The sequence below is a fragment of the Serinicoccus hydrothermalis genome, from assembly GCF_001685415.1.
In the GTDB taxonomy this organism is placed as follows: domain Bacteria; phylum Actinomycetota; class Actinomycetes; order Actinomycetales; family Dermatophilaceae; genus Ornithinicoccus; species Ornithinicoccus hydrothermalis.
Map to the genome: position 1 here is coordinate 647,049 of NZ_CP014989.1, position 20,426 is coordinate 667,474.

A 20,426-nucleotide genomic window follows, 5' to 3' on the forward strand; every position below is an offset into this window, starting at 1 on the left:
TATGGAGCTCCGCGACGTGGTGCGCGCCCGCCGGATGGTGCGGGCCTACGACCCCTCCCGACCGGTGCCGACCGAGGTGATCGATCGGGCCCTGGATCACGCGGTGCGGGCGCCCAGCGCCGGCTTCTCCCAGGGCTGGGACTTCGTGGTGCTGACGACCGAGGAGGAACGCCAGCGCTTCTGGTCCGCCGCCACGGGCACGCAGGCGCAGGAGCGCATGGACGCCTGGCTGCGCGGGGTGCGCACCGCCCCCTGCCTGGTCGTCTGCCTGTCCGACAAGGAGGCATACCTGGACCGGTATGCCGAGGCGGACAAGGGCTTCACCGACCGCTCCGAGGAGCGCTGGCCGGTGCCCTACTGGGACGTGGACACCGGGATGGCGGCGCTGCTCATGCTGCTCACCGCGGTGGACGAGGGGCTGGGCGGGCTCTTCTTCGGGGTGCCGCCGGAGCGGCGGGCGAGCACGCTGGCCGCCCTGGAGGCGCCGCCGGAGCGGCGGATCGTGGGCGTCGTCGCGATGGGGTATGCCGCGCCGGACCGGCGCTCGCCCTCGCTGCGCCGTGGGCGGCGGCCGGTCAGCGAGGTGGCGCACCGGGGCCGCTTCGGGCAGCCCTGGACGGGCTGAGGTCGCGGAGCCGGGTCAGGAGTGGCGGAGCAGGCTGACCGTCGCGAGGACCGCCAGGGTGACGCCGACGAGGAGAAGGACCACCGAGGCCCCGGCCACCACCGCGCTGGTCGGGGCGAGCGCGCCGGCCACCGGGCCGGCGACCACGACGAGCAACGCGGCGAGCGCGAGCTGGACCTCGGGTGCATACCGGGTGGGGTCGAGGGCCGCGACCGCGCCCCGGGCCGTGCGGGCGCGGCGGGCGCGCGGGGTGATCGTGGGCCGGTGCTGCGAGCGCTCCATGTCGATCCTGTCTCCGAGGGGGGCCGGCGCCCCCTGCGCGCCAGCCTCAGTCCTCCAGACGTCCAGCATGACGGCTGCCGTTGCGTCCGCGGGGAGAACGTGACCGGATCGTGACCTCGGGGCCGGATCCGGGCCGGCGGGTCAGCGCGAGGCGAGGAAGTCGTCGACCTCTTCGGCGGTCGGCGCGGTCGCCGGGCCGCGGCGGGTGACCTTGATGGCCGCCGCCGCGTTGGCGCGCCGGGCCGCCTCGACCCAGTCCCGGCCCTGCGCCACGCCGGCGCACAGGACCCCGGTATGCGTGTCCCCCGCCCCGTTGGTGTCGACCGGCGTCTGCGGGAAGCCGGGCACCCGGGTGGTGACCCCGTCGGCCCGCACCACGCACCCCTCCGGCCCGTCCCGCACCACGACCACCGCCCCCTCCGGCAGCCGCCCCGCCACCGCCTCGCACAGCCCCGCGAGCCCAACGCCCCCTGTGACTCCTGCGCCTCCTGTGACTCCTGTGTCCCCCGTGCCCTCTTCCCCGTTTTCGACCTCTGATTTGTTCGCCATGGCAGCGAAACCAATAGTCGAATTCGTGCCCTGCTGCCCGTTTTCGACCTCTGATTTGTTCGCCATGGCAGCGAAACCAGTAGTCGAATTCGAGCGGCTGGGGGCGTCCAGGAGGGCGCGGGCCTCGGCGGCGTTGGAGGTCCACACGGTGGTGCGGGCCAGCACGCGCTCAACGAGGTCGGCGTCGAAGGTCGCGAAGGGCTCACCGGGGTCGAGCACGACGTCCACGCCCTCCGGTATGCCCTCCAGCCAGGCGAGCAGCGGGTGGCGGGTGGGCTCGAAGAGGGTGTAGCCGGACAGGCATACCAGATCGCCGGTGACCGCCGCGCTCGTCGCGAGCGAGTCCGTGGTGATCCGGCGCTCCGCCGCCCGTGTCGTGACGAAGGTGCGCTCCGCGCTGGGCTCGACCAGCACCACGCAGACGCCGGTGTCCAGGTCCTCGACCGGCGGTGCGCTGACCTCGACCTCCTCGCCGGCCAGCACCTCCCGCACCAGGTCGCCGTTGGGCCCGGTGCCCACCGCCCCGGCGAGCACCGCCGGAGCACCCGAGCGCGCCGCGGCGACGACGATGGTGACGGCACCACCGGCATACCTCGTCGCCCGGTCGGCCATGACGTTGCCGCCGCGCGCCGGGAGCGAGCCCACCTCGAGGACGAGGTCGACCATGGCCTGCCCGGTGTGGATGACCCTGCGCGGCGTCTGCGTCATGGGTCGTACCCTGCCACCCCCGCCGGGCCGGGCGAGCGCATACCCTCACCGCATGAGCTCGCCCACCGCCGCCGTCCTCGCCCCGCTCCCCGACCTGCGGCCGTGGGTCGAGGACCTGTACCGCCACCTGCACGCCCACCCCGAGCTGTCGATGGCCGAGTACGAGACCGCCGCGCGGGTGGTCCAGGAGGTCTCCGGTATGCCCTCGGCCGACGAGCTCGAGGTCCACACCGGGATCGGCGGGACGGGCGTGGCCGTGGTCGCCCGCAACGGCGAGGGACCGACGGTGCTGCTGCGGGCGGACATGGACGGGCTGCCGGTGGCCGAGGACACCGGGCTCGACTACGCCTCGACCGTGACGACGACGAACGCCGCGGGCGAGCAGGTGCCGGTCATGCACGCCTGCGGGCACGACACCCACGTCGCGACGCTGCTGGCGGCGCTGCGGCTGCTGCTGGAGGGGCGGGAGCACTGGGGCGGGACCGTGGTCGCCGTCTTCCAACCGGCCGAGGAGCAGTACAACGGCGCGGACGCCATGGTGGCCGACGGCCTGACCGACCTGCTGCCGCGGCCCGATGTCGCGCTGGGGCAGCACGTGCTGCCCGGCGCCGCGGGGTCGGTCGAGGTGGCGCCGGGTCCGATCATGGCCAGCTGCGACGACTTCCGGATCACGCTGCACGGCAAGGGCGGCCACGGCTCGGCGCCGCACACCGCCATCGACCCGGTGGTCATGGCGGCCTCGCTGGTGATGCGGCTGCAGACCGTCGTCGCGCGGCAGGTGTCGCCGCAGGCCACCGCGGTGGTGACGGTGGGGCGGATCAGCGCCGGCACGAAGACCAACATCATCCCCGCGCAGGCGGTGCTGGAGGGGACGGTGCGCACGTATGACGCGGACGTCGCCGCGCACTGCCTCGAGGTCATCGAGCGGACCGCCCGCGCGGAGGCGCTCGCGTGGGGCGCTCCCGAGCCCGGCTTCGAGACCTTCGACCACCTGCCGGTGACCGACAACGAGCCCGGCGCGACCGACCGGGTGCGGGCGGCGCTGGAGGCCGAGCTCGGCGCGGACCGGGTCGGCGACTTCACCCCGGAGATGGGCTCGGAGGACTTCGGCGCGCTCCCGGGCGCGTGGGGCATCCCCTCCTGCTACTGGGCGTTCGGGGCCTTCGACGCCGAGGAATGGGCCGCGGCCCGCGAGCGGGGCACCGAGCAGGCCGACTTCCCGGACAACCACTCGGCGCACTTCGCGCCCGTGCTGCAGCCGATGCTCGACACCGGGGTGCGGGCCATGGTTGCCGCGGCGATGGCCTGGATCGGGCGGTAGCCCGGGCGCCCTCGCGGAGTTTTCCACAGGCGCGGGTGAGCGCTCAGCGGGGCGGGTGAGTTCCGGCATACCGTCGGGACATGAGGGGAAACCACCGCTTCGCCGTGGGTATGGGGGCACTCGCCCTGGTCACGCTCGTCCTGTCGAGCTGCACGGGGTCGGCCGAGGAGGAACCGTCCGAGCCCACCACCGGGACGGCCGCGCAGACGGCAGCGCCTCCCGGCGAGCCTGCGGAGGCGGAGGTGGCCACCTCGACGCCGGAGCCCCCACCTCCGCCGCCCGAACCGGTGTGGACCTTCGACGGGACGATTCTGTCGAACCCGGTCGCGCACGACGGCGACCTGCTGCTCCACGTCGACCCCGAAGGTGGGGAGGCCATGGCCCTCGTCTCGCTCGACGCCGCGACCGGCGAGGAGAACTGGCGCCGACCGGTCGGCCACTCCGGCCTGTTCTCCGCGGGTCCGCCCTCGCTGCGGGACGACCTGGTCTATGTCTTCGAAGACACCGGGCAGGACGACCAGGCCTTCGTCGTCGCGCTCGACGCGGTGACCGGCGACGAGGTCGCCCGGTCCGACCAGGAGCTCCGCGGCTACCAGCTGCCCCGGGCCTGCGGCGAGAGCGAGGTATGCCTGGGCTACCGCCTCCCGGGCGCGGACGAGGTCTCCTCCGGTCACCTGGCCCGCGAGGGTGACGTGCTGCGGCTGGTCGAGGGTCAGCCGCTCGGGTCCGGGGAGCAGGACGCCCCGGACGGGACGTCGGGCGAGGAGGCCGAGGATGGCGAGGACGTCGAGGCGCTGCCCGAGGTGGATATCGACCGGGACTGGGAGACCGGTGAGGAGCGGATCGAGGGCCGGCGCGGTGACGAGGTCGTGTGGTCGGTGTCGGTCGACGAGGTCGGGGTGCGGGCCGACCCGGAGCACGCCGGGGTCGCGGGCTGGTCTCAGGACGTGGGCGGGGTCTACCTGCACGACACCTACTACGGGCCGGAGCTCGGGACCTCCGAGGCGCAGGCCTTCCCGCTCGAGGACCATGTGCTGCTGGCCCTCGACCGGGAGGACGGGACCGAGCTCTGGCGACGGGAGGGTGCCAGCCTGTGCGCGACCGTCGGCCCGGACGCGGCGGTCGTCGTCGTGTGCTCGGGCGAGGGCGAGCTGCGCAGCGACGGCTTCGAGGACACCAGCGTCGACGCCGACCGTGTGCAGCTCACCGGTGTCGCCGTCCGGTCCGGGGAGCAGGTGTGGAGCCACGAGATCACCGACGCGGACTGGAGCGCGCGCTACGGCGACCTGCCGGTCGCGCTGGACGAGGAGCAGTCCCTCGTCACCGTGGACGGCGACCGGGTGGCGGTGGAGCTGACCACGGGAGAGCTCATCCCGGCGGCGGATGCTCGCGTGGTCGAGGGCTTCGCGTGCTGGTGGGCGGTCCCCTGGGACGCGCCGACGAACCTCGAGGACGGCTCGGAGCGCCAGAGCGAGCGCTTCTGGTTCCCCTGCGACGCCCAGGGCGACCAGGTCCCGGTCCCCACCGAGGAAGGGGTCGAGACCTTCGCCGAGACGGTCGGTGAGGCACGGCTGGTGGTGGGCCCGGACCGGGTGACCGCCTACCCCGGCTGAGGTCCCCGGGGGCTGGTGACGGTTCCGCTGGCCCCGGGGTGTCGGCGGGTGCGCCTACGATCGAGCATCGTGAGCATCATCGAGGCGCAGGACCTGCGCAAGACCTACCACCCGCGCTCCGGCGACGTGCACGCGCTCGACGGGCTGTCGCTGAACGTGCCCGAGGGCAACGTCAAGGGATTGCTCGGCCCCAACGGCGCCGGCAAGACGACCGCCGTCAAGGTCCTCAACACCCTGCTGCGACCGGACTCGGGCACCGCGACCGTCGCCGGGGTCGACGTGCTGCGCGACCCGGAGGGCGTGCGCCGGGTGATCGGCGCGAGCGGGCAGTACGCCGCGGTCGACGAGCACCTCACCGGGCGGGAGAACCTCGAGATGGTGGGGCGGCTCTACCACCTCGGCGGCAGCACCGCGAAGGCTCGCGCGGTGGAGCTGCTGGAGCAGTTCGACCTCGTCGACGCGGGCGACCGGCCGGTCAAGGGCTTCTCGGGAGGTATGCGCCGGCGCATCGACCTCGCCTGCGCGCTGGTCAACAGCCCGCAGATCCTCTTCCTCGACGAGCCCACGACCGGGCTCGACCCGCGCAGCCGGCTCGGGCTGTGGGAGGTCATCAAGACCCTCGTCGGCCAGGGCACGACGGTGCTGCTCACGACGCAGTACCTCGAGGAGGCCGACTACCTCGCCGACGACATCAGCGTCATCGACCACGGCCGGGTCATCGCCGAGGGCACCGCCGACGAGCTCAAGTCCCAGGTCGGCGGGCACCGGGTGGTCGTCACGCTCGTGGACGCCGGGCAGGCCGACACCGCCCGCGAGGTGCTGCGCCGCCACGGGACCGACGACGTGCAGGCCGACTCGGCCGGGCGCACCCTGTCGGTGCCGGTGGACGGCGGCCCGCAGACGCTGCAGCAGGTGCTGTCGGCGCTCGGCGAGGCCGGGGTCGAGCTGCACGACGCCGGGATGCGGCGCCCGACGCTCGACGACGTCTTCCTCACCCTCACCGGCCGCGAGCAGGCCGACGACAGCGACGCCGCAGGCGCCCAGGACGTCAAGGAGAGCGCATGAGCACCCAGACCGTTCCCGCCCCGGCCACCGAGCGCGCGACCTCGTCCTCGGGGATGGGGTCGTGGGCCTCCGACGTGTGGACCGTGACCTGGCGCAACCTCATCAAGTTCCGCCGCAACCCCGAGATGCTGCTCTTCGCGGTCCTGCAGCCGATCATGTTCGTCCTGCTGTTCAGCCAGGTGTATGCCGGCTCGATCGAGATCGAGGGCGGCAACTACACCAACTACCTCATGGCGGGGATCTTCGGCCAGACGGTGCTCTTCGGCTCGACCTTCTCCGGCTTTCAGATGGCGCAGGACCTCAAGGAGGGGATGATCGACCGGTTCCGGACGCTGCCGATGCACGACTCGGCGGTGCTCTTTGGCCGGACGAACGCCGACCTGGCCCTCAACGGCATCTCGATGGTCATCATGATGCTCACCGGCCTCGCCGTGGGGTGGCGCTTCACCGACGGCTGGGTGTCCTTTCTCGGCGGCGTGCTCATCCTGCTCTTCTTCAGCTATGCCTTCAGCTGGGTGATGACGGTGCTCGGCATCATCGTGCCCACGCCCGAGGTCATCAACAACGCGTCGTTCATGATCCTCTTCCCGCTGACCTTCATCTCCAACGCCTTCGTGCAGACCGACAGACTGCCGCGGGTGCTGGAGGTCATCGCCAACTGGAACCCGATCTCCGCCCTGGTCCAGGCGGCCCGGGAGCTCTTCGGCAACACCGGGGACGTCCCGACACCCGACACCTGGCCGATGCAAAACCCGGTGATCACGGTCATGGCCGGGTCGATCCTGCTCATGGCGATCTTCATCCCGTTCTCCGTCAACCGCTTCCGCCAGGCCTCCTCGCGCTGAGGAGGGGCTTTCCAGCCTGCTGGAGCGACGCCACGCCGTCGGCGGGACTGCCTCACGCCGTGCCTCGACCGCTTTCGCGCTCCTTCTCCCGCTCTTCGGGCATGCCTGTGAGCCGGCCCGCCTGGGGCCGGCTGCGGGGCGGGGTGGTCACAGGTGCCAGGTGACGTGGCCGCCGTGGACGGTGGCGTCCAGGTCGTGCTGGTGGACGTGGGTGTGGTGACGCCCGCACAGCAGCGCCATCCGGTCGACATCGGTCTTCCCGCCGCGGGCCCAGTGGTCCAGGTGGTGGCTGTCGCACCACTGCGGCGGCATCGTGCACCCCGGGTAGGAGCACCCCTGGTCCCGGACCGCGAGGGCCTTCCACTGCGAGGGTGTGGCGAACCGTGCGTCATGGCCCAGCGCCAGCGGCTCCCCGCCCGCGCCCAACCACACGGGTGTGACATCCGCGGTGCACGCGGCCTGGGCGGCCGCCCCGGGCGGGACGTAGTCCCCGCTCGGTGTCGTCGCCGGACCGTTCGGGACACCCCGGTCGGGGTCGAACGGGATCAGCAGCATCACCGAGGCCCTGGCCGTCGACGGCGGCGCACCGGGGTTGCCGACACCTCGCTCGATCACGGCCAGCAACGCGTCGAACCGCCGCTGTCCCGGCATCCGCAGATCCGCCTCGGTGACCTTCCCGTGCTCGTCCTTCAAGGGCGCCGGCGCCGCGAGGGCACCGGTGAGGACCCCGTTGATGGTCGCCGCCGCCCCGTCCGGGGCATCGATGGTGAACCGGGTCAGGCCCGAGGCGATCCGCCGCCGCGTCACCCGCCGCAGCTCGTGCGCGGCCCGCTCCCGCTCTTTCGGCTCCTTCTCCTGCAACAGGTCCTCCACCAGCTGGTGGCACACCCGGGCCAGGTCACGATCCGACAGGTCCGCTCTCGCCGCGGCCGCGGTCGCGATGTCGGCATACGCCTGTGCCTGCTCCACGTGCAACGACCCCGCAAGGCGTCTCATCGTGCGCGCCACCATCGCGCCCCGGTGCAACGCGACCCGGCCCGCGGCGACCGCCTCCCCGATCTGCGCCGTCGCGGGGGAGTCCGCGACCGCGACCACGTCCTTGATCCGTGCCGCGTCCTCGACCGGCAACCACGGGCACCGCACCCGCAACCAGTCCACCAACGACAACGCCACGTCCTGGTGCAACCCCCGCGAGGCGGCCTCCCGCGCCAACGTGTACCCCACCGCGCACAGCTGAGTGTGCAACCGGCCCACCGACTCGATCGCCTCCCGCAGAGGTTCGTCCAGCACCGTGACCGCCTCGCTGCCGGTCAACCCCGCCCGACCCAAACAGACCCGCGCCCCCTCCAGGCCGCCCGTCAGCTCCCGCACCGGCAGGTCCGGCACCCACCCCGCCAACGACTCCTCCACCTCGTCCATGAACACCTGGTACTCCGCCGGGCCCATGCCCTCCAACCCCTCCGGCGGACACCACCCCTCATCGTCCTGCTCATACCCCTCATAGCCCTGGTGGCTCGGCACCCCACCCGCCGGCGCACTCACCCACTGCACCGGCCCCGCAGCCGCGATCGCCTCAGCCGACCACACATCCTCCTGATCGGCCCTCACGCCCCCGCCCGTCTCCATGAAACTACTCAAGCACCCACCACCGACATACCCGCTGACCTGCACCGATGCGGGAAGGAGTGGGGAGAAGCGGGTCGCAGGGACCGGCCCGTCAGTCCTGTGGCAGCCCGACAGCCGGGGCGCTCAGCCCTCCCGGGAGCGCAGGACCAACGCCGCGGCGGCGAGGTCCTCGGCAGCCGTCCCGACCGAGACGAAGGCGGTGACCTGCTCCGCCTCCTCCCGCCCCGGCTCCCGCCCACCGGCCAGGTCGGCGAGCGTCACCCGGACGTCCTCCTCGCCCAGCACCCCACGCTCGAGCGGCCCGGCCAGCTCCCCCGCCGTCTGCCGAGCCTCGGGCACGTCGACGACGATCCGGGCACGGGTCATGAGCGCCTCGTCCGCCTCGACCATCTGCGGGCTGAAGGAGCCGATGAGGTCGATGTGGGTGCCCGGCGACACGTCCTCCCCCAGCACCAGCGGGCTCGTCGCCGAGGTGGCGGTGGTGACGACGTCGGCCCGGCGCACCGCGGCGCGCAGGTCGTCGGCGACGTGGACGGCATACCCCTGTCCGCGCAGTTCCTCGACCAGCCGCTCGGCGCGCCCGCGGTCGCGCGCCCAGACGCTGGTGTGCCCGACATCGCGGACCGCGGCGTAGCAGGCCGGGACCGCCGCGGCGACGTTGCCGGCTCCGACGATCAGGTGCTCCCCCACCTGGGCGGGGGCGAGGTGGTCGGCCGCCAGGGCGCTGGCGGCCGCGGTGCGCCACCGGGTGAGCTCGGTGCCGTCGAGGATCGCGCGCGGCACGCCCGTGGCGTGGTCCAGCAGCAGGTAGGTGCCGTGAATCGCAGGCAGCCCCCGCTCACCGTTGCCCGGGTGGTGGGTCGCCACCTTGACCCCCAGCAGGTCGCCGTCGCGCCACGCCGGCATGAGCAGCAGGGTCGCCTCGTGCCGGTCGTCGAGCGGGACGTGGCTGCGCTCCGGCGCCTCGACGCCACCCCGCGCGAAGACCTCCCGCAGCGCCTCGACCAGGGCCGCCGGGTCGAGCGCGTCACGCACCGCCGCGGCGTCGAGGGCGGCGGGCACGGTCATACCTGCTCCGCGTCCGACCCCCGGCCGGCCTCCCCGGACAGGTCCGGCCCCGCCGCCGGCTCCCCCGCGAGCCACACCGAGCGCACCCGGTCACCGAGCCCCGCCAGGTCGTCGTAGCTCCCGTCCAGGACGACCACGTCGGCGACCTTGCCCGGCTCCAGCGTGCCGTGCTCCTCGTCCACCCCCAGCAGCTCGGCGGCGACCTGCGTCGTGGCGTGCCACGCCTCCACCTCGCTCATCCCGAGGTCGCGCATGATCGCCAGCTCGTCGAGGTTCGTGCCGTGCGCGCCGACCCCCGAGTCCGTCCCCATGGCGACCTTGACGCCGGCGTCGATCGCGCGGCGCACCGAGTCGACGTGCGCCTCGGACACCATGCGCGCCTTGGCCACCACCGCGTCCGGGAGGGGTATGCCCGCATCCGCCTGGGCGAGCACGGCGCGCGGTGCGAGCAGGGTCGGCACCAGCCAGGTGCCGCGGTCGAGCATCATCTCGATCGCCTCGTCGTCGAGGTAGATCCCGTGCTCGATGGAGCGGATACCGGTGCGGATCGCGGCCTTGATGCCGTCGGTGGCCTGGGCGTGCGCCATGACGTGCAGCCCCGCCGCGCTGGCCTCGGTGACCAGCGCCTCCAGCTCGTCGTCGCGCAGGTGGCCGTGCAGCGGGTTGCTGCGCGGCGACAGCACCCCGCCGCTGGTCGCGACCTTGAGCACGTCGGCGCCCGCGCGGATGAGCTCGCGCACCTTCTTCCGCATCTCGACCGGCCCGTCGACGACGGCCGAGGGGCAGCCCGGGTGCTCCTGGATGAGCCCGACGTGGGCGCCGCAGGCCTGCCAGTCGTCGCCGTGCCCGCCGGTCTGGCTGATCATGTTGATCGCGATCTGCATGCGCGGGCCGGGGATGAGGCCGCGGCGCACCGCCTCGGCGACCCCGAGGTCGGCCCCGCCCGCGTCGCGCACCCAGGTGACGCCGGTCGCGAGGGTGCGCCGCAACCGACCCGCCGCCTCGTAGAACGGCAGGCTGAAGGGCGTCTGCAGCATCCGGACGGTGCTCGGCTCCTCGAACATCACGTGCACGTGGCAGTCGAAGAGGCCGGGCGTGACGAATCGGCCGGTGCAGTCGACGACCGTGTCCGCCTCGGCGCCGAGCGAGGGGCCAACCTCGGCGATCCGCCCGTCCCGGACGAGGACGTCCGCCTGGCGCGGCTCGGTCAGGGTGCCGTCGACGACCGTGCCGCCGCTGAAGAGAGTGCTGGTCATGGCCTCGAGGCTAACCCCGACCGGTCTGCGATGATCGGCGCCATGCTCGCCATCCTCGGGGCCATCGAGACGGAGGTGGCCGACAACAGGTCCCTGCTCGAGGATCCGGTCGAGCTGCGGGCGGGTCACCTCGCCGTCCACCAGGGGCGGCTGCACGGGGTCGAGGTGCTGCTGGCCCGCTGCGGCGTGGGCAAGGTCAACGGCGCCATGGCGACCACCCTGCTGCGCTCCGCCGGCGCCACGTCGCTGCTGTTCACGGGGGTCGCCGGTGGGGTCGCGCCCGCTCAGCGGGTCGGGGACCTCGTGGTCGCGACCGACCTGGTCCAGCACGACGTGGACGTGACGGCGCTGGGCCGCCCGCCCGGGCAGCTCCTCGGCGAGCCCCGCTCGTGGCCCGCGGACCGGGCGATGAGCGAGCGACTGCTGGCGGCCGCAGACGCCTGCGCCGCGCGCGACAGGCGCCAGGTGCACGAGGGCCGCATCGCCTCGGGCGACCAGTTCGTCGCCTCCGCCCCGCGAGCGGCGGCGATCCACACCGACTTCGGCGCGCTCTGCGTGGAGATGGAGGGTGCGGCAGTGGCCCAGGCGGCGACGACGCTCGGTATGCCGTTCGCCGTCCTGCGGGCGCTCTCCGACACCGCCGACCACGGCGCCGCGCAGGACTTCCCGGCCTTCCTCGTGGGGTCCGCGCGGCTCATGGCCGACGTCGTCCAGCACTACCTGCGCTGACCGGGGGCGGACCATGGAGCCGGCGCACGGCATACCCTCCGGCGCGGCTCGCGCCTCAGTCGAAGATGGCGCTGTAGGCGTTAAGGGCGAGCTGCCCGCCGAGGTGGGCGTAGAGCACGGTCGAGTCCGCGCCGATGGTGCCGTCGCCGACGAGGTCGATGAGCCCGGCCATCGACTTGCCCTCGTAGACCGGGTCGAGGATGACGCCCTCGAGCCGGCCGACCGTCCGGATCGCCTCGACCGTGCTCTCGTCCGGGATGCCGTAGGCGGGACCCTCCCACCCGGGCAGCACGGTGACCTCGTCCTCGCGCAGCTCCCGCCCCAGCTCGAGCAGCCCCGCGGTATGCGTGGCGATGCGGCGCACCTGGTCACGGGTCTGGTCCAGGGTGGCCGAGGCGTCGATGCCGATGACCCGGCGCGGCCGCCCGCCCGCCTCCTCGATCTCGGCGAAGCCGGCGATCATCCCCGCGTGCGTCGATCCGGTCACGGTGCAGACGACGACGGTGTCGAAGAAGACCCCCAGCTCGGCCTCCTGCGCGACCACCTCGTGCGCCCAGTTTGCGAAGCCCAGCCCGCCCAGGTGGTGCTCGGAGGCACCCGCCGGGATGGGGTATGCCGTGCCGCCCGCCTCCTCGACGTCCGCGAGCGCCGCCTCCCAGCTGGGCCGGATGCCGATGTCGAAGCCGGCGTCATCGAGCCGGACGTCGGCGCCCATGATCCGGGAGAGCTCGATGTTGCCGACCCGGGCGTTGCCCGGGTCGTCCCAGTCCACCCAGCGCTCCTGCACGAGGACGGCCTTGAGGCCCAGGTGGGCGGCGACCGCGGCCACCTGCCGGGTGTGGTTGGACTGGTAGCCGCCGATGGAGACGAGGGTGTCGGCGACGGAGGCCAGGATATCGGGGACGAGGTACTCCAGCTTGCGGGTCTTGTTGCCGCCGAAGGCGAGCCCGGAGCTGACGTCCTCGCGCTTGGCCCAGATGCGCGGTCCGCCGAGGTGGTGGCTCAGCCGGTCCAGCCGGTGGACCGGGCTGGGCCCGAAGGTGAGGGGGTGACGGGGGTAGTCCGACAGTGCCATGCGCGTGCTCTCTTCCCCGGTCCGCGGGCCGGACCTCACGGCAATATATTGCATATCGCCGGGCGATGGCGTCTAGTGTGGGCGGGTGCCGATCCCCTCCACCCCTGCGTCCACGGCGGGCCGCCGCCTGCTGCGCGACGACGTCTACGGCCGGATCCGCGACGCCATCGTGCGGGGCCGGCTCGCGCCCGGGGAGAAGATCAACGACGCGGAGCTGGCCGTCTGGCTCGGGGTCTCGCGCACGCCCGTCCGGGAGGCGCTGCTCCGGCTCTCCCGCGACGGCCTGGTGCACGCCCGCCCCGGCCGGGTGACGACGGTCGCCCCCGAGGACGAGACCGTGCTGGCCGACGCCCGCGAGGTGGTGGCCGAGCTGCACGGGCTCGCGGTCCGCAGCGCCTCGGCCCGCCTGGGCGCCGAGGAGCTCGATGCCATGGACGAGGCCACCGCCCGGCTGCGCGAGGCGCTCGAGGGGCCTGACCCGGCCGCTGCGCTGCAGGCCGACGACGACTTCCACGCGGTGCCGGTCCGGGTCGCCGGCAACCCGATCCTCGCCGCCCAGCTGGACGCCGTGACGGCGATGCTGCGCCGTGCCGAGTTCCTGCACTTCGGCTCGCTCACCGGGAGCGACTCTCCCGCCGAGCACGACCTCATCGTGCGCCGGCTGCGCGAGGGCGACGTGGCGGGTGCCGTCGAGGCGACCCGGGCCAACTGGCTGGGCCTGGGCCGGCCCCGTCCACAGCCCGCCGCGCCTCCCCGGTGATCCCGGGCGCACGGCATACCCTGAGTCGACCCTGGCGCGCCCGCCGGGACCCACCGTGAGCACGAAAGGTCGCACCACCCCCATGGCCCGCCGCAAGCGCCCGCAGAGCGAGGACCTCTTCGACGTCGAGGAGAAGATCCTCGAGGTCGACGCCGTCCAGGAGATGGAGGGCGCGTTCCTGGAGTATGCCTACTCGGTCATCTACTCGCGGGCGCTGCCGGACGCGCGGGACGGGCTCAAGCCGGTGCAGCGGCGGATCCTCTACGGGATGCACGAGCTGGGTCTGCGGCCGGACCGGCCGCACGTGAAGTGCTCGCGGGTCGTCGGTGAGGTGATGGGTAAGTACCACCCGCACGGCGACACCGCGATCTACGACGCGATGGTGCGGATGGCGCAGCCGTTCACGATGCGGCTGCCGCTGGTGGACGGGCACGGCAACTTCGGCTCGCTGGACGACGGCCCGGCGGCCAGCCGCTACACCGAGGCGCGGATGGCGCCGGCCGCGCTGCTCATGACCGGCAGCCTGGACGAGAGCACGGTCGACTTCGTCCCCAACTACGACGACCAGCTGTTCCAGCCCGACGTGCTGCCCGCGGCATACCCGAACCTGCTGGTCAACGGCGCCACCGGCATCGCGGTCGGGATGGCGACCAACATGCCGCCGCACAACCTCGTCGAGGTCATCGGCGCGGCGCGTTACCTCATCGCGCACCCGGAGGCCGACCTGGAGGCGCTCATGCGCTTCGTGCCCGGCCCGGACCTGCCGCTGGGAGGGCGGATCGTGGGGCTGGACGGCATCCGTGAGGCCTACGAGACCGGGCGCGGGTCGTTCAAGACGCGGGCGACCGCGCGGATCGAGAACGTCACGCCCCGCAAGAAGGGCATCGTCGTCACCGACCTGCCCTACCTCGTCGGGCCGGAGAAGGTCATCGAGAAGGTCAAGCAGCTCGCGCAGAGCAAGAAGCTGCAGGGCATCTCGGACATCATCGACCTCACCGACCGGACCAAGGGGCTGCACCTGGTCATCGAGATCAAGACCGGCTTCAACCCCGAGGCGGTGCTGGAGCAGCTCTACAAGCTGACCCCGATGGAGGAGTCCTTCGGGATCAACAACGTCGCGCTCGTCGAGGGGCAGCCGCGCACGCTGGGGCTGCGCGACCTGCTGGGCGTGTATGTCGACTTCCGCACCGACGTGGTGCGGCGCCGGACCGAGCACCGGCTGGGGAAGAAGAAGGACCGGCTGCACATCGTCGAGGGCCGGCTGCTCGCGATCCTCGACATCGACGAGGTCATCCAGCTCATCCGGTCCAGCGACGACGCCGCCGAGGCGAAGACCCGGCTGATGCAGGTCTTCGACCTCTCCGAGCGGCAGGCCGACGACATCCTCGCGATCCCGCTGCGGCAGCTGACGAAGTTCTCCCGGATCGAGCTGGAGAGCGAGCGGGACGAGCTGCAGCGCGAGATCGAGGCTCTGGAGGCGATCCTCGCCGACCCGCAGCTGCTGCTCAAGGTGGTCTCGGACGAGCTGGCCGCGGTCGCGGCCGAGCACGGGACCCCGCGGCGGACCGTGCTGCTGGAGAGCGACGGGACGGGCGCGTCCTCCTCCGCTGCCGGCCCGACGACGGGTGGCAAGGCGTCGGGGATGGACCTGGAGGTCGCCGATGACCCGTGCTGGGTGCTGCTGTCGTCGACCGGGCTGCTGGCCCGCACCGCGAGCACCGACGACGAGCCGCTCGGGACCGGCGGGCGGCGGGCGAAGCACGACGTCATCACCTCCAGCGTGCGGACGACCACCCGCGGGCACGTCGGGCTGCTCACCACCGCGGGGCGGGTCGTGAGCCTGTCGGTCGTGGAGCTGCCCTCGCTGCCGCCCTCGGCCGACGCGCCCAACCTGTCCGGCGGCGCTCCGCTGTCGGCCTTCGTCGACCTGCCCCCGGGCGAGCAGGTGCTCGGGCTGTGCTCGCTGACCGGTGAGGGTCCGGGCCTCGCGCTCGGCACGAAGCACGGCGTGGTCAAGCGGGTCAACCCGGACTACCCCGCCCACCGTGACTCCTTCGAGGTCATCTCGCTCAAGGACGGCGACAGCGTCGTCGGCGCGATGGAGCTGGCCACGGGCGAGGAGGAGCTGGTCTTCATCACCTCGGATGCGCAGCTGCTGCGCTTCTCCTCGTCGCTGGTGCGGTCGCAGGGGCGCTCCGGCGGTGGCATCGCGGGCATCAAGCTCGGTGCGGGCGCCGTTGTCGTGGGCTTCGCCGCCGTCGACACCTCGGCGGAGAACGTCGTCGTGACCGTCGCTGGCACCTCCGGCTCGCTGCCCGGCACCCAGACGGGCTCGGTGAAGGTCACCGACCTGTGGGCATACCCCACGAAGGGGCGCGCGACCGGCGGCGTCCGCTGCCACCGTCTGCTGCGCGGCGAGGACGCCCTGGTCCTCGGCTGGGCCGGCGCCGCTCCCCCGCGTGCCGCCTCCGGCAACGGTGTCGCCGTCGAGCTCCCGGAGACGAACGACAAGCGCGACGGCTCAGGTATGCCTGCAGCCGCCCCGATCGCTGCTGTCGGTTGACGCGACCCGCACGTCTACGGACGCCAGGGAGACATCCACCAGGGTTCGCCCGAGGACGCCGACGCCACCTCGGCCGAGATGCTCAACGTCGCGCCGCCGGTGAAGTCCAGGCGGAGGCGGCCGTCACTCTCTGCCGTCGCCCTCGAGACGGTAAGGCCGTTGAGATCGTCAGCTGCCACCAGCCAATCCTCCGTAGCCCCCGAGCGTGGTCCCCTCTCATCGTTGATCGACCAGGAGGCGTCCAGGTAGAGGCGGGCCTCCTTGCTCGGGGCCTCGCGGTTGTCGCAGAAGCCGAGGAAAGGCCACGCCTGCCGGATGCCGACCTCCACGACGAAGGCACCCACGAGCTGGTCGACATCCACCGCGACATCATGCAAGGAGACCGCGGCGACGCGCCACCAACGCAGGCAGGTGCCCAACGCTCAGTCGGTGGCGATGCGCGGCAGGTCTCGGTTGGGGCGCGCTCGCGTGTCCTCGACCCCATGCTCGTTCAGGCCGTCGAGCACCGCCCGAACGCGCCGCTCGTATGCTCGCGCCTTCGTGGCGGCGAGCACCTCCTCGGCGAGCTCCCGCGCCTGGGCCAGCCACTCCCGCAGTGCCCCGGCATGTGAGTCCGAGGACTGCGCGATCTCCTGCATACGAGCCACGACCCGAGGGTCGTCTGCCACGTCGCTGCCTCGCGCCGGTTCGAGCCGCTCGTGCACCCTCGCCAGCTGAGTGAGGTGCAGGACCAGCTCGTCATTGGGCAGCAGGCTCTCGAACCCCCACGCATCGATGTCCTCGTCTCCCACGACGAGACCGGCGAGGAACGCGCCTACCTCCGCCAGGACAGCCTCAGATTCTGTGATCCCGGCCGTGTCACGTGCAGGAGCAACGAGCGTGCGGGTTGGCTGCGTGACGGGCTGCCAGACCGGCTCAGTGGCACTACCGAAGCGCATACCGAATGCGACGCGGTTCACCGCCCGCTGCAGATGAATTCGTACCCGACCATCGTCAGTCGGGTCGATACGCAAGAGCGTCACGCTGTCCTTCGGGTCATCGGCGAGGGGCAGAAAGAAGTAACCGTTCTCGCGCTGCCGCTCCGCGTCCTGCTCCACCATCCCCACACGATATGGCGCTGGCACCCACGTGCCGACATCTCCTCGACCGTGCCTGCAGCACCCCAGATCGGATACCACCTAGCCACGCAGCAGTCGCGTCTCCCTGATCCTGCGCAGTGCGCCATGTATGTTGTCCGGGCGTAGCACCAGAGGCACGGCCGGCTCAGACCCTCACCCGGAGGCCACACCCATGACGTCCACCTCCGCTCTTCCTGACTTCCCCAGCGAGGCTCGCGCCCTCGCCGACGACCTCACCGCGCTGCGGCGTGGCCTCCACCAGACACCCGAGCTCGGCAACGACCTGCCCCAGACCCAGGCGCGCGTTCTCGCCGCCCTCGATGGTCTGCCCCTGGAGATCACGACGGGCACCGCCCTCACCTCGATCGTGGCGGTCCTGCGCGGGGCGAACCCCGGTCCCACCGTCCTCCTCCGCGGGGACATGGACGCGCTGCCCGTCGCCGAGGAGACCGGTCACGACTTCGCCTCGACCAATGGCAACATGCACGCGTGCGGGCACGACCTCCACACCGCCGGCCTCGTGGGCGCGGCGAGGCTGCTGGCCGCCCACCAGAATGAGCTGGCCGGCAACATCGTCTTCATGTTCCAGCCCGGGGAGGAGGGGCCAGGGGGTGCCGCACCGATGATCGCCGAGGGTGTGCTCGACGCCGCCGGCGCCCGGATCGACGCGGCCTACGGTGTCCACGTGCTACCTGGCGAACCCGGTGTGTTCGGCACCCGCCGAGGCGCCATCCTTGCCGGGGCCAACGAACTGCGCATCACGTTCCACGGCGCGGGCGGACACGGTTCGCAGCCCCACCGCGCGCTCGACCCGGTGCCACCGCTCCTGGAGTTCTGTCAGGCCCTGCAGGTGATGATCTCTCGCCGCTTCGATGTCTTCGATCCCGTGGTCGCTTCGATTACCAACCTCTCCGCAGGCGACGCCATCAACGTGATCCCGGCCTCGGCATCGATGGGGGCCTCCGTGCGCACCCTCTCGCAGGGCACGACCGAAGCCTTCCCCCGGTATGCGGCCGAACTCGCGCAGTCGGTCGCCGCTGGTCATGGCTGCACCGCTGAGGTGGACTGGAAGAGCCTCTACCCGCCGACCATCAATGACCCTGGCGAAGCGGACTTCGCCCTCGCCACGCTCCGCACGGTGTTCGGGGAGGACCGAGCCGTCGAGACCAAGGACCCACTGATGGGCTCTGAGGATTTCTCCTACGTCCTGCAGAACGCTCCGGGCGCCTTCTACTTCTTTCAGGTCTCTCCGCCGGAGATCGATCCGCAGACCGCCGCCTTCAACCATTCCCCGCACGTGCTGTTCGACGATGCACACCTCGCGGACCAGGCGGCTTCCCTGGCAGCGCTGGCGTTCGCGCGCACCGTCCGGGACGTCTGACACGCATCCACCTGTCACTGAAACTCCCGGCGCGGTGACCCGGAGCAACAGAGAGGCACTTCCATGGAACCCATCTACGCAGCGGCCATCATCCTGGCGTTCATCGCGCTGGGCGAGTTGGTCTCGATATGGTCCAAGGCGCGCGTCCCGGGCCTCCTCGTGGCGATGCTCGGGGCTTTCGTCTTCGCGCAACTAGGGCTCATCCCCACGGACACTGTCGACCAGTCGTTGCTGACGCAGGTCTACGTGATCCTCGTCGGGCCCCTGCTCTTCCACATGGGCTCTCTCATACCGCTGCGGACGATGTTGCAGCAGTGGCGGTCGGTGGTCATCGCGCTCGCCGGCATGCTCGGCGCGGTGCTCCTGCTGGCCGCGACCATCATCCCGCTCTTCAGTTTCGAGCACTTCGTCGCGGGCGCGGGGCCGCTGGCCGGCGGCATCGTCTCTACCGGACTCACGACGCAGGGTCTGACGGCTGCCGAGGTCTCGACCGCGATCATCGTCCTGCCCTCGCTCGTGCTGATGATGCAGTCCCTGCCGGCGATGCCCCTGACGAACTTCCTGCTCCGCCGCTACGCGCTCAGCCTCCGCGAGAGCGGTGAGCTGACGAGGCTCGCGACGGAGGCACAGCATGTGGACACGACGACGAAGAAGAAGCTTGTCACCCTGCCGGACTCTCTCGCCGGCAATGAGTTGTTCGTCCTCTTCCTGATCCTGGTCGGTGGCTCGGTCGCCACTCTTCTCGCTGGCCCGACCAACATCCCCTCATCCATCATCGCGCTGCTGCTGGGTATCGCCTCGACCGCGATCGGCCTCACACCCGAGCGCGCGATGGAGAAGTCCAGCTCCTTCGGCATCGCGATGGCCGGGGTGGTCGCGATCGTCATAGCCCCGCTGCTCACCGCCTCTCTGGCCGACGTGCTCGCGGCCCTGGTGCCCATGGTCGCGATCCTCCTCATCGGCGGAACGGGCATCCTGTTGGGCGGACTCATCGCCACCAAGCTGCTGCGGTGGCGGCCGATGCTGGGCATGTCCGTCGCTCTCACCGCGATGTACGGCTTCCCGGCGGACTACCTCCTCACCAACGAGGTCGCACGCTCCACCGGCCGCACCGACGAGGAGCGCCAGCAGCTCACCGACGCCATGCTCCCGGCGATGCTGGTGGGCGGGTTCACCTCCGTGAGCGCCGGATCCGTCGTCATCGCGAGCATCCTGGTCAGCTTCCTGTGAGGCCGCCCGACGGCATACCGGACGTCGGTCATCCCGACGGCTAGCGTCTGCTCCAGCACTGCGAGCCGTGGTCAGTCGGCGGCGAGCCGAAAGATCTGCGGGTCAGGCTTGACCAGTCCCTCCTCGAAACTGAGGGCGACGGTGTCGAGTATGCGAGCAGGCCCAGCTCCGCCAGGCGTGGTCGAAGGTCGATCCCCGTGTTCGACACCATCCGATCCGGTGACCGCCTGCCCTCAGTCGCTCCAGCAGCTCGATGGCGCCCGGGACGGCCACCCAGTGGTCGGACATCGTGTCGTAAAGGATGTCCGCCAGCGTCCGGGTGCAGCTGGCCTTACGCATGAGGACTTCTCGGAAGACGGCACGGTGCAGCCCCGGGTCCAGAACCCAGCGCGTGTCTGGATAGCGGAGAGCTGCCCGGGCCCAGACCGACCGCAGCGCCGCGAGAATCTCCGCGTCCGCGACATCGTCCTAGACCGAGGCATCGACGGACTGGCGCAACCACGACTCGAGCGAGCCGGCCACCACCAGTGTCTTGTGGAAGTCGAAAAGCACACCCGCGAACCCCATACCGTGCATCCTCACCCAGACGACGTCAACGCTGCCATCGCACAC

At 72.0% G+C, this 20,426-nt stretch carries 18 protein-coding genes; 10 read left to right on the top strand and 8 right to left on the bottom strand.

All coding sequences use genetic code 11. From position 1 onward, the window contains the following. Nucleotide 1 precedes the first annotated feature (1 nt). Nucleotides 2-625 carry a nitroreductase family protein gene (locus SGUI_RS03045; RefSeq protein WP_066636084.1) on the top strand — a complete coding sequence of 208 codons (624 nt, stop codon included), beginning with the start codon at nucleotides 2-4 and terminating at the stop codon, nucleotides 623-625. Nucleotides 626-640: 15 nt separating this feature from the next. Here the strand turns inward: SGUI_RS03045 and SGUI_RS03050 are convergent, their stop codons facing one another. Next, nucleotides 641-907 (bottom strand): hypothetical protein, encoded by a 267-nt coding sequence (locus SGUI_RS03050; RefSeq protein ID WP_066636086.1) that lies wholly within the window; start codon nucleotides 905-907, stop codon nucleotides 641-643. A gap of 141 nt (nucleotides 908-1,048) precedes the next feature. Continuing rightward, nucleotides 1,049-2,164 carry a PfkB family carbohydrate kinase gene (locus SGUI_RS16965; protein WP_083190461.1) on the bottom strand — a complete coding sequence of 372 codons (1,116 nt, stop codon included), beginning with the start codon at nucleotides 2,162-2,164 and terminating at the stop codon, nucleotides 1,049-1,051. 52 nt (nucleotides 2,165-2,216) lie between these two features. Here SGUI_RS16965 and SGUI_RS03065 point away from each other — a divergent pair, with 52 nt between their 5' ends. From SGUI_RS03065 to SGUI_RS03080, 4 genes are all read left to right on the top strand, one after another. Then, entirely contained in the window at nucleotides 2,217-3,485 is a 1,269-nt protein-coding gene (locus SGUI_RS03065; RefSeq protein WP_066642671.1) for an amidohydrolase, read from the top strand. A gap of 80 nt (nucleotides 3,486-3,565) precedes the next feature. Beyond that, nucleotides 3,566-5,098: an outer membrane protein assembly factor BamB family protein gene (locus SGUI_RS03070; protein WP_157621705.1), complete on the top strand. Its 1,533-nt coding sequence runs from the start codon at nucleotides 3,566-3,568 to the stop codon at nucleotides 5,096-5,098. Nucleotides 5,099-5,167: 69 nt separating this feature from the next. Then, entirely contained in the window at nucleotides 5,168-6,163 is a 996-nt protein-coding gene (locus SGUI_RS03075) for an ATP-binding cassette domain-containing protein (protein WP_066636090.1), read from the top strand. Beyond that, complete coding sequence (locus SGUI_RS03080) at nucleotides 6,160-7,008, top strand: ABC transporter permease (RefSeq protein ID WP_083190462.1); 849 nt, start codon at nucleotides 6,160-6,162, stop codon at nucleotides 7,006-7,008. Before SGUI_RS03075 ends, SGUI_RS03080 begins: the two co-directional genes overlap by 4 nt. Before the next feature lie 147 nt (nucleotides 7,009-7,155). On the opposite strand, the gene SGUI_RS03085 is transcribed toward SGUI_RS03080, so the two are convergent. From SGUI_RS03085 to SGUI_RS03095, 3 genes are all read right to left on the bottom strand, one after another. After that, entirely contained in the window at nucleotides 7,156-8,454 is a 1,299-nt protein-coding gene (locus tag SGUI_RS03085) for an HNH endonuclease signature motif containing protein (protein ID WP_157621706.1), read from the bottom strand. Between the two features lie 303 nt (nucleotides 8,455-8,757). Next, a complete protein-coding gene (gene lhpI, locus SGUI_RS03090; RefSeq protein ID WP_066636096.1) occupies nucleotides 8,758-9,702 on the bottom strand; it encodes a bifunctional Delta(1)-pyrroline-2-carboxylate/Delta(1)-piperideine-2-carboxylate reductase in 945 nt (314 codons plus the stop codon). After that, entirely contained in the window at nucleotides 9,699-10,958 is a 1,260-nt protein-coding gene (locus SGUI_RS03095) for a metal-dependent hydrolase family protein (protein ID WP_066636099.1), read from the bottom strand. The genes lhpI and SGUI_RS03095 overlap by 4 nt, the downstream gene beginning before the upstream one ends. A 42-nt stretch (nucleotides 10,959-11,000) precedes the next feature. Between SGUI_RS03095 and SGUI_RS03100 the strand changes: the two genes are divergently transcribed. After that, nucleotides 11,001-11,687: a 5'-methylthioadenosine/adenosylhomocysteine nucleosidase gene (locus SGUI_RS03100; RefSeq protein WP_066642674.1), complete on the top strand. Its 687-nt coding sequence runs from the start codon at nucleotides 11,001-11,003 to the stop codon at nucleotides 11,685-11,687. A 55-nt stretch (nucleotides 11,688-11,742) separates the two neighbouring features. Here the strand turns inward: SGUI_RS03100 and SGUI_RS03105 are convergent, their stop codons facing one another. Next, a complete protein-coding gene (locus SGUI_RS03105) occupies nucleotides 11,743-12,762 on the bottom strand; it encodes a 1-aminocyclopropane-1-carboxylate deaminase (protein ID WP_066636102.1) in 1,020 nt (339 codons plus the stop codon). Between the two features lie 85 nt (nucleotides 12,763-12,847). Here SGUI_RS03105 and SGUI_RS03110 point away from each other — a divergent pair, with 85 nt between their 5' ends. Together SGUI_RS03110 and SGUI_RS03115 are read left to right on the top strand one after the other, a co-directional pair. Continuing rightward, a complete protein-coding gene (locus tag SGUI_RS03110) occupies nucleotides 12,848-13,522 on the top strand; it encodes a GntR family transcriptional regulator (protein ID WP_066636104.1) in 675 nt (224 codons plus the stop codon). An 82-nt stretch (nucleotides 13,523-13,604) separates the two neighbouring features. Further along, nucleotides 13,605-16,085 carry a DNA gyrase/topoisomerase IV subunit A gene (locus tag SGUI_RS03115; RefSeq protein ID WP_066636108.1) on the top strand — a complete coding sequence of 827 codons (2,481 nt, stop codon included), beginning with the start codon at nucleotides 13,605-13,607 and terminating at the stop codon, nucleotides 16,083-16,085. Nucleotides 16,086-16,099: 14 nt separating this feature from the next. On the opposite strand, the gene SGUI_RS03120 is transcribed toward SGUI_RS03115, so the two are convergent. Both SGUI_RS03120 and SGUI_RS03125 read right to left on the bottom strand, forming a co-directional pair. After that, nucleotides 16,100-16,447 (bottom strand): hypothetical protein, encoded by a 348-nt coding sequence (locus SGUI_RS03120; RefSeq protein WP_066636110.1) that lies wholly within the window; start codon nucleotides 16,445-16,447, stop codon nucleotides 16,100-16,102. 60 nt (nucleotides 16,448-16,507) lie between these two features. After that, entirely contained in the window at nucleotides 16,508-17,185 is a 678-nt protein-coding gene (locus SGUI_RS03125) for a hypothetical protein (protein ID WP_157621707.1), read from the bottom strand. A 190-nt stretch (nucleotides 17,186-17,375) separates the two neighbouring features. Here SGUI_RS03125 and SGUI_RS03130 point away from each other — a divergent pair, with 190 nt between their 5' ends. Further along, nucleotides 17,376-18,584, top strand: coding sequence for a M20 metallopeptidase family protein (locus SGUI_RS03130; RefSeq protein ID WP_066636115.1), 1,209 nt, complete (start codon nucleotides 17,376-17,378; stop codon nucleotides 18,582-18,584). 63 nt (nucleotides 18,585-18,647) lie between these two features. Continuing rightward, nucleotides 18,648-19,814, top strand: a complete 1,167-nt coding sequence (locus tag SGUI_RS03135; RefSeq protein WP_066636122.1) for a spermidine synthase with an N-terminal membrane domain protein — start codon at nucleotides 18,648-18,650, stop codon at nucleotides 19,812-19,814. The last annotated feature ends 612 nt before the right edge of the window (nucleotides 19,815-20,426 follow it).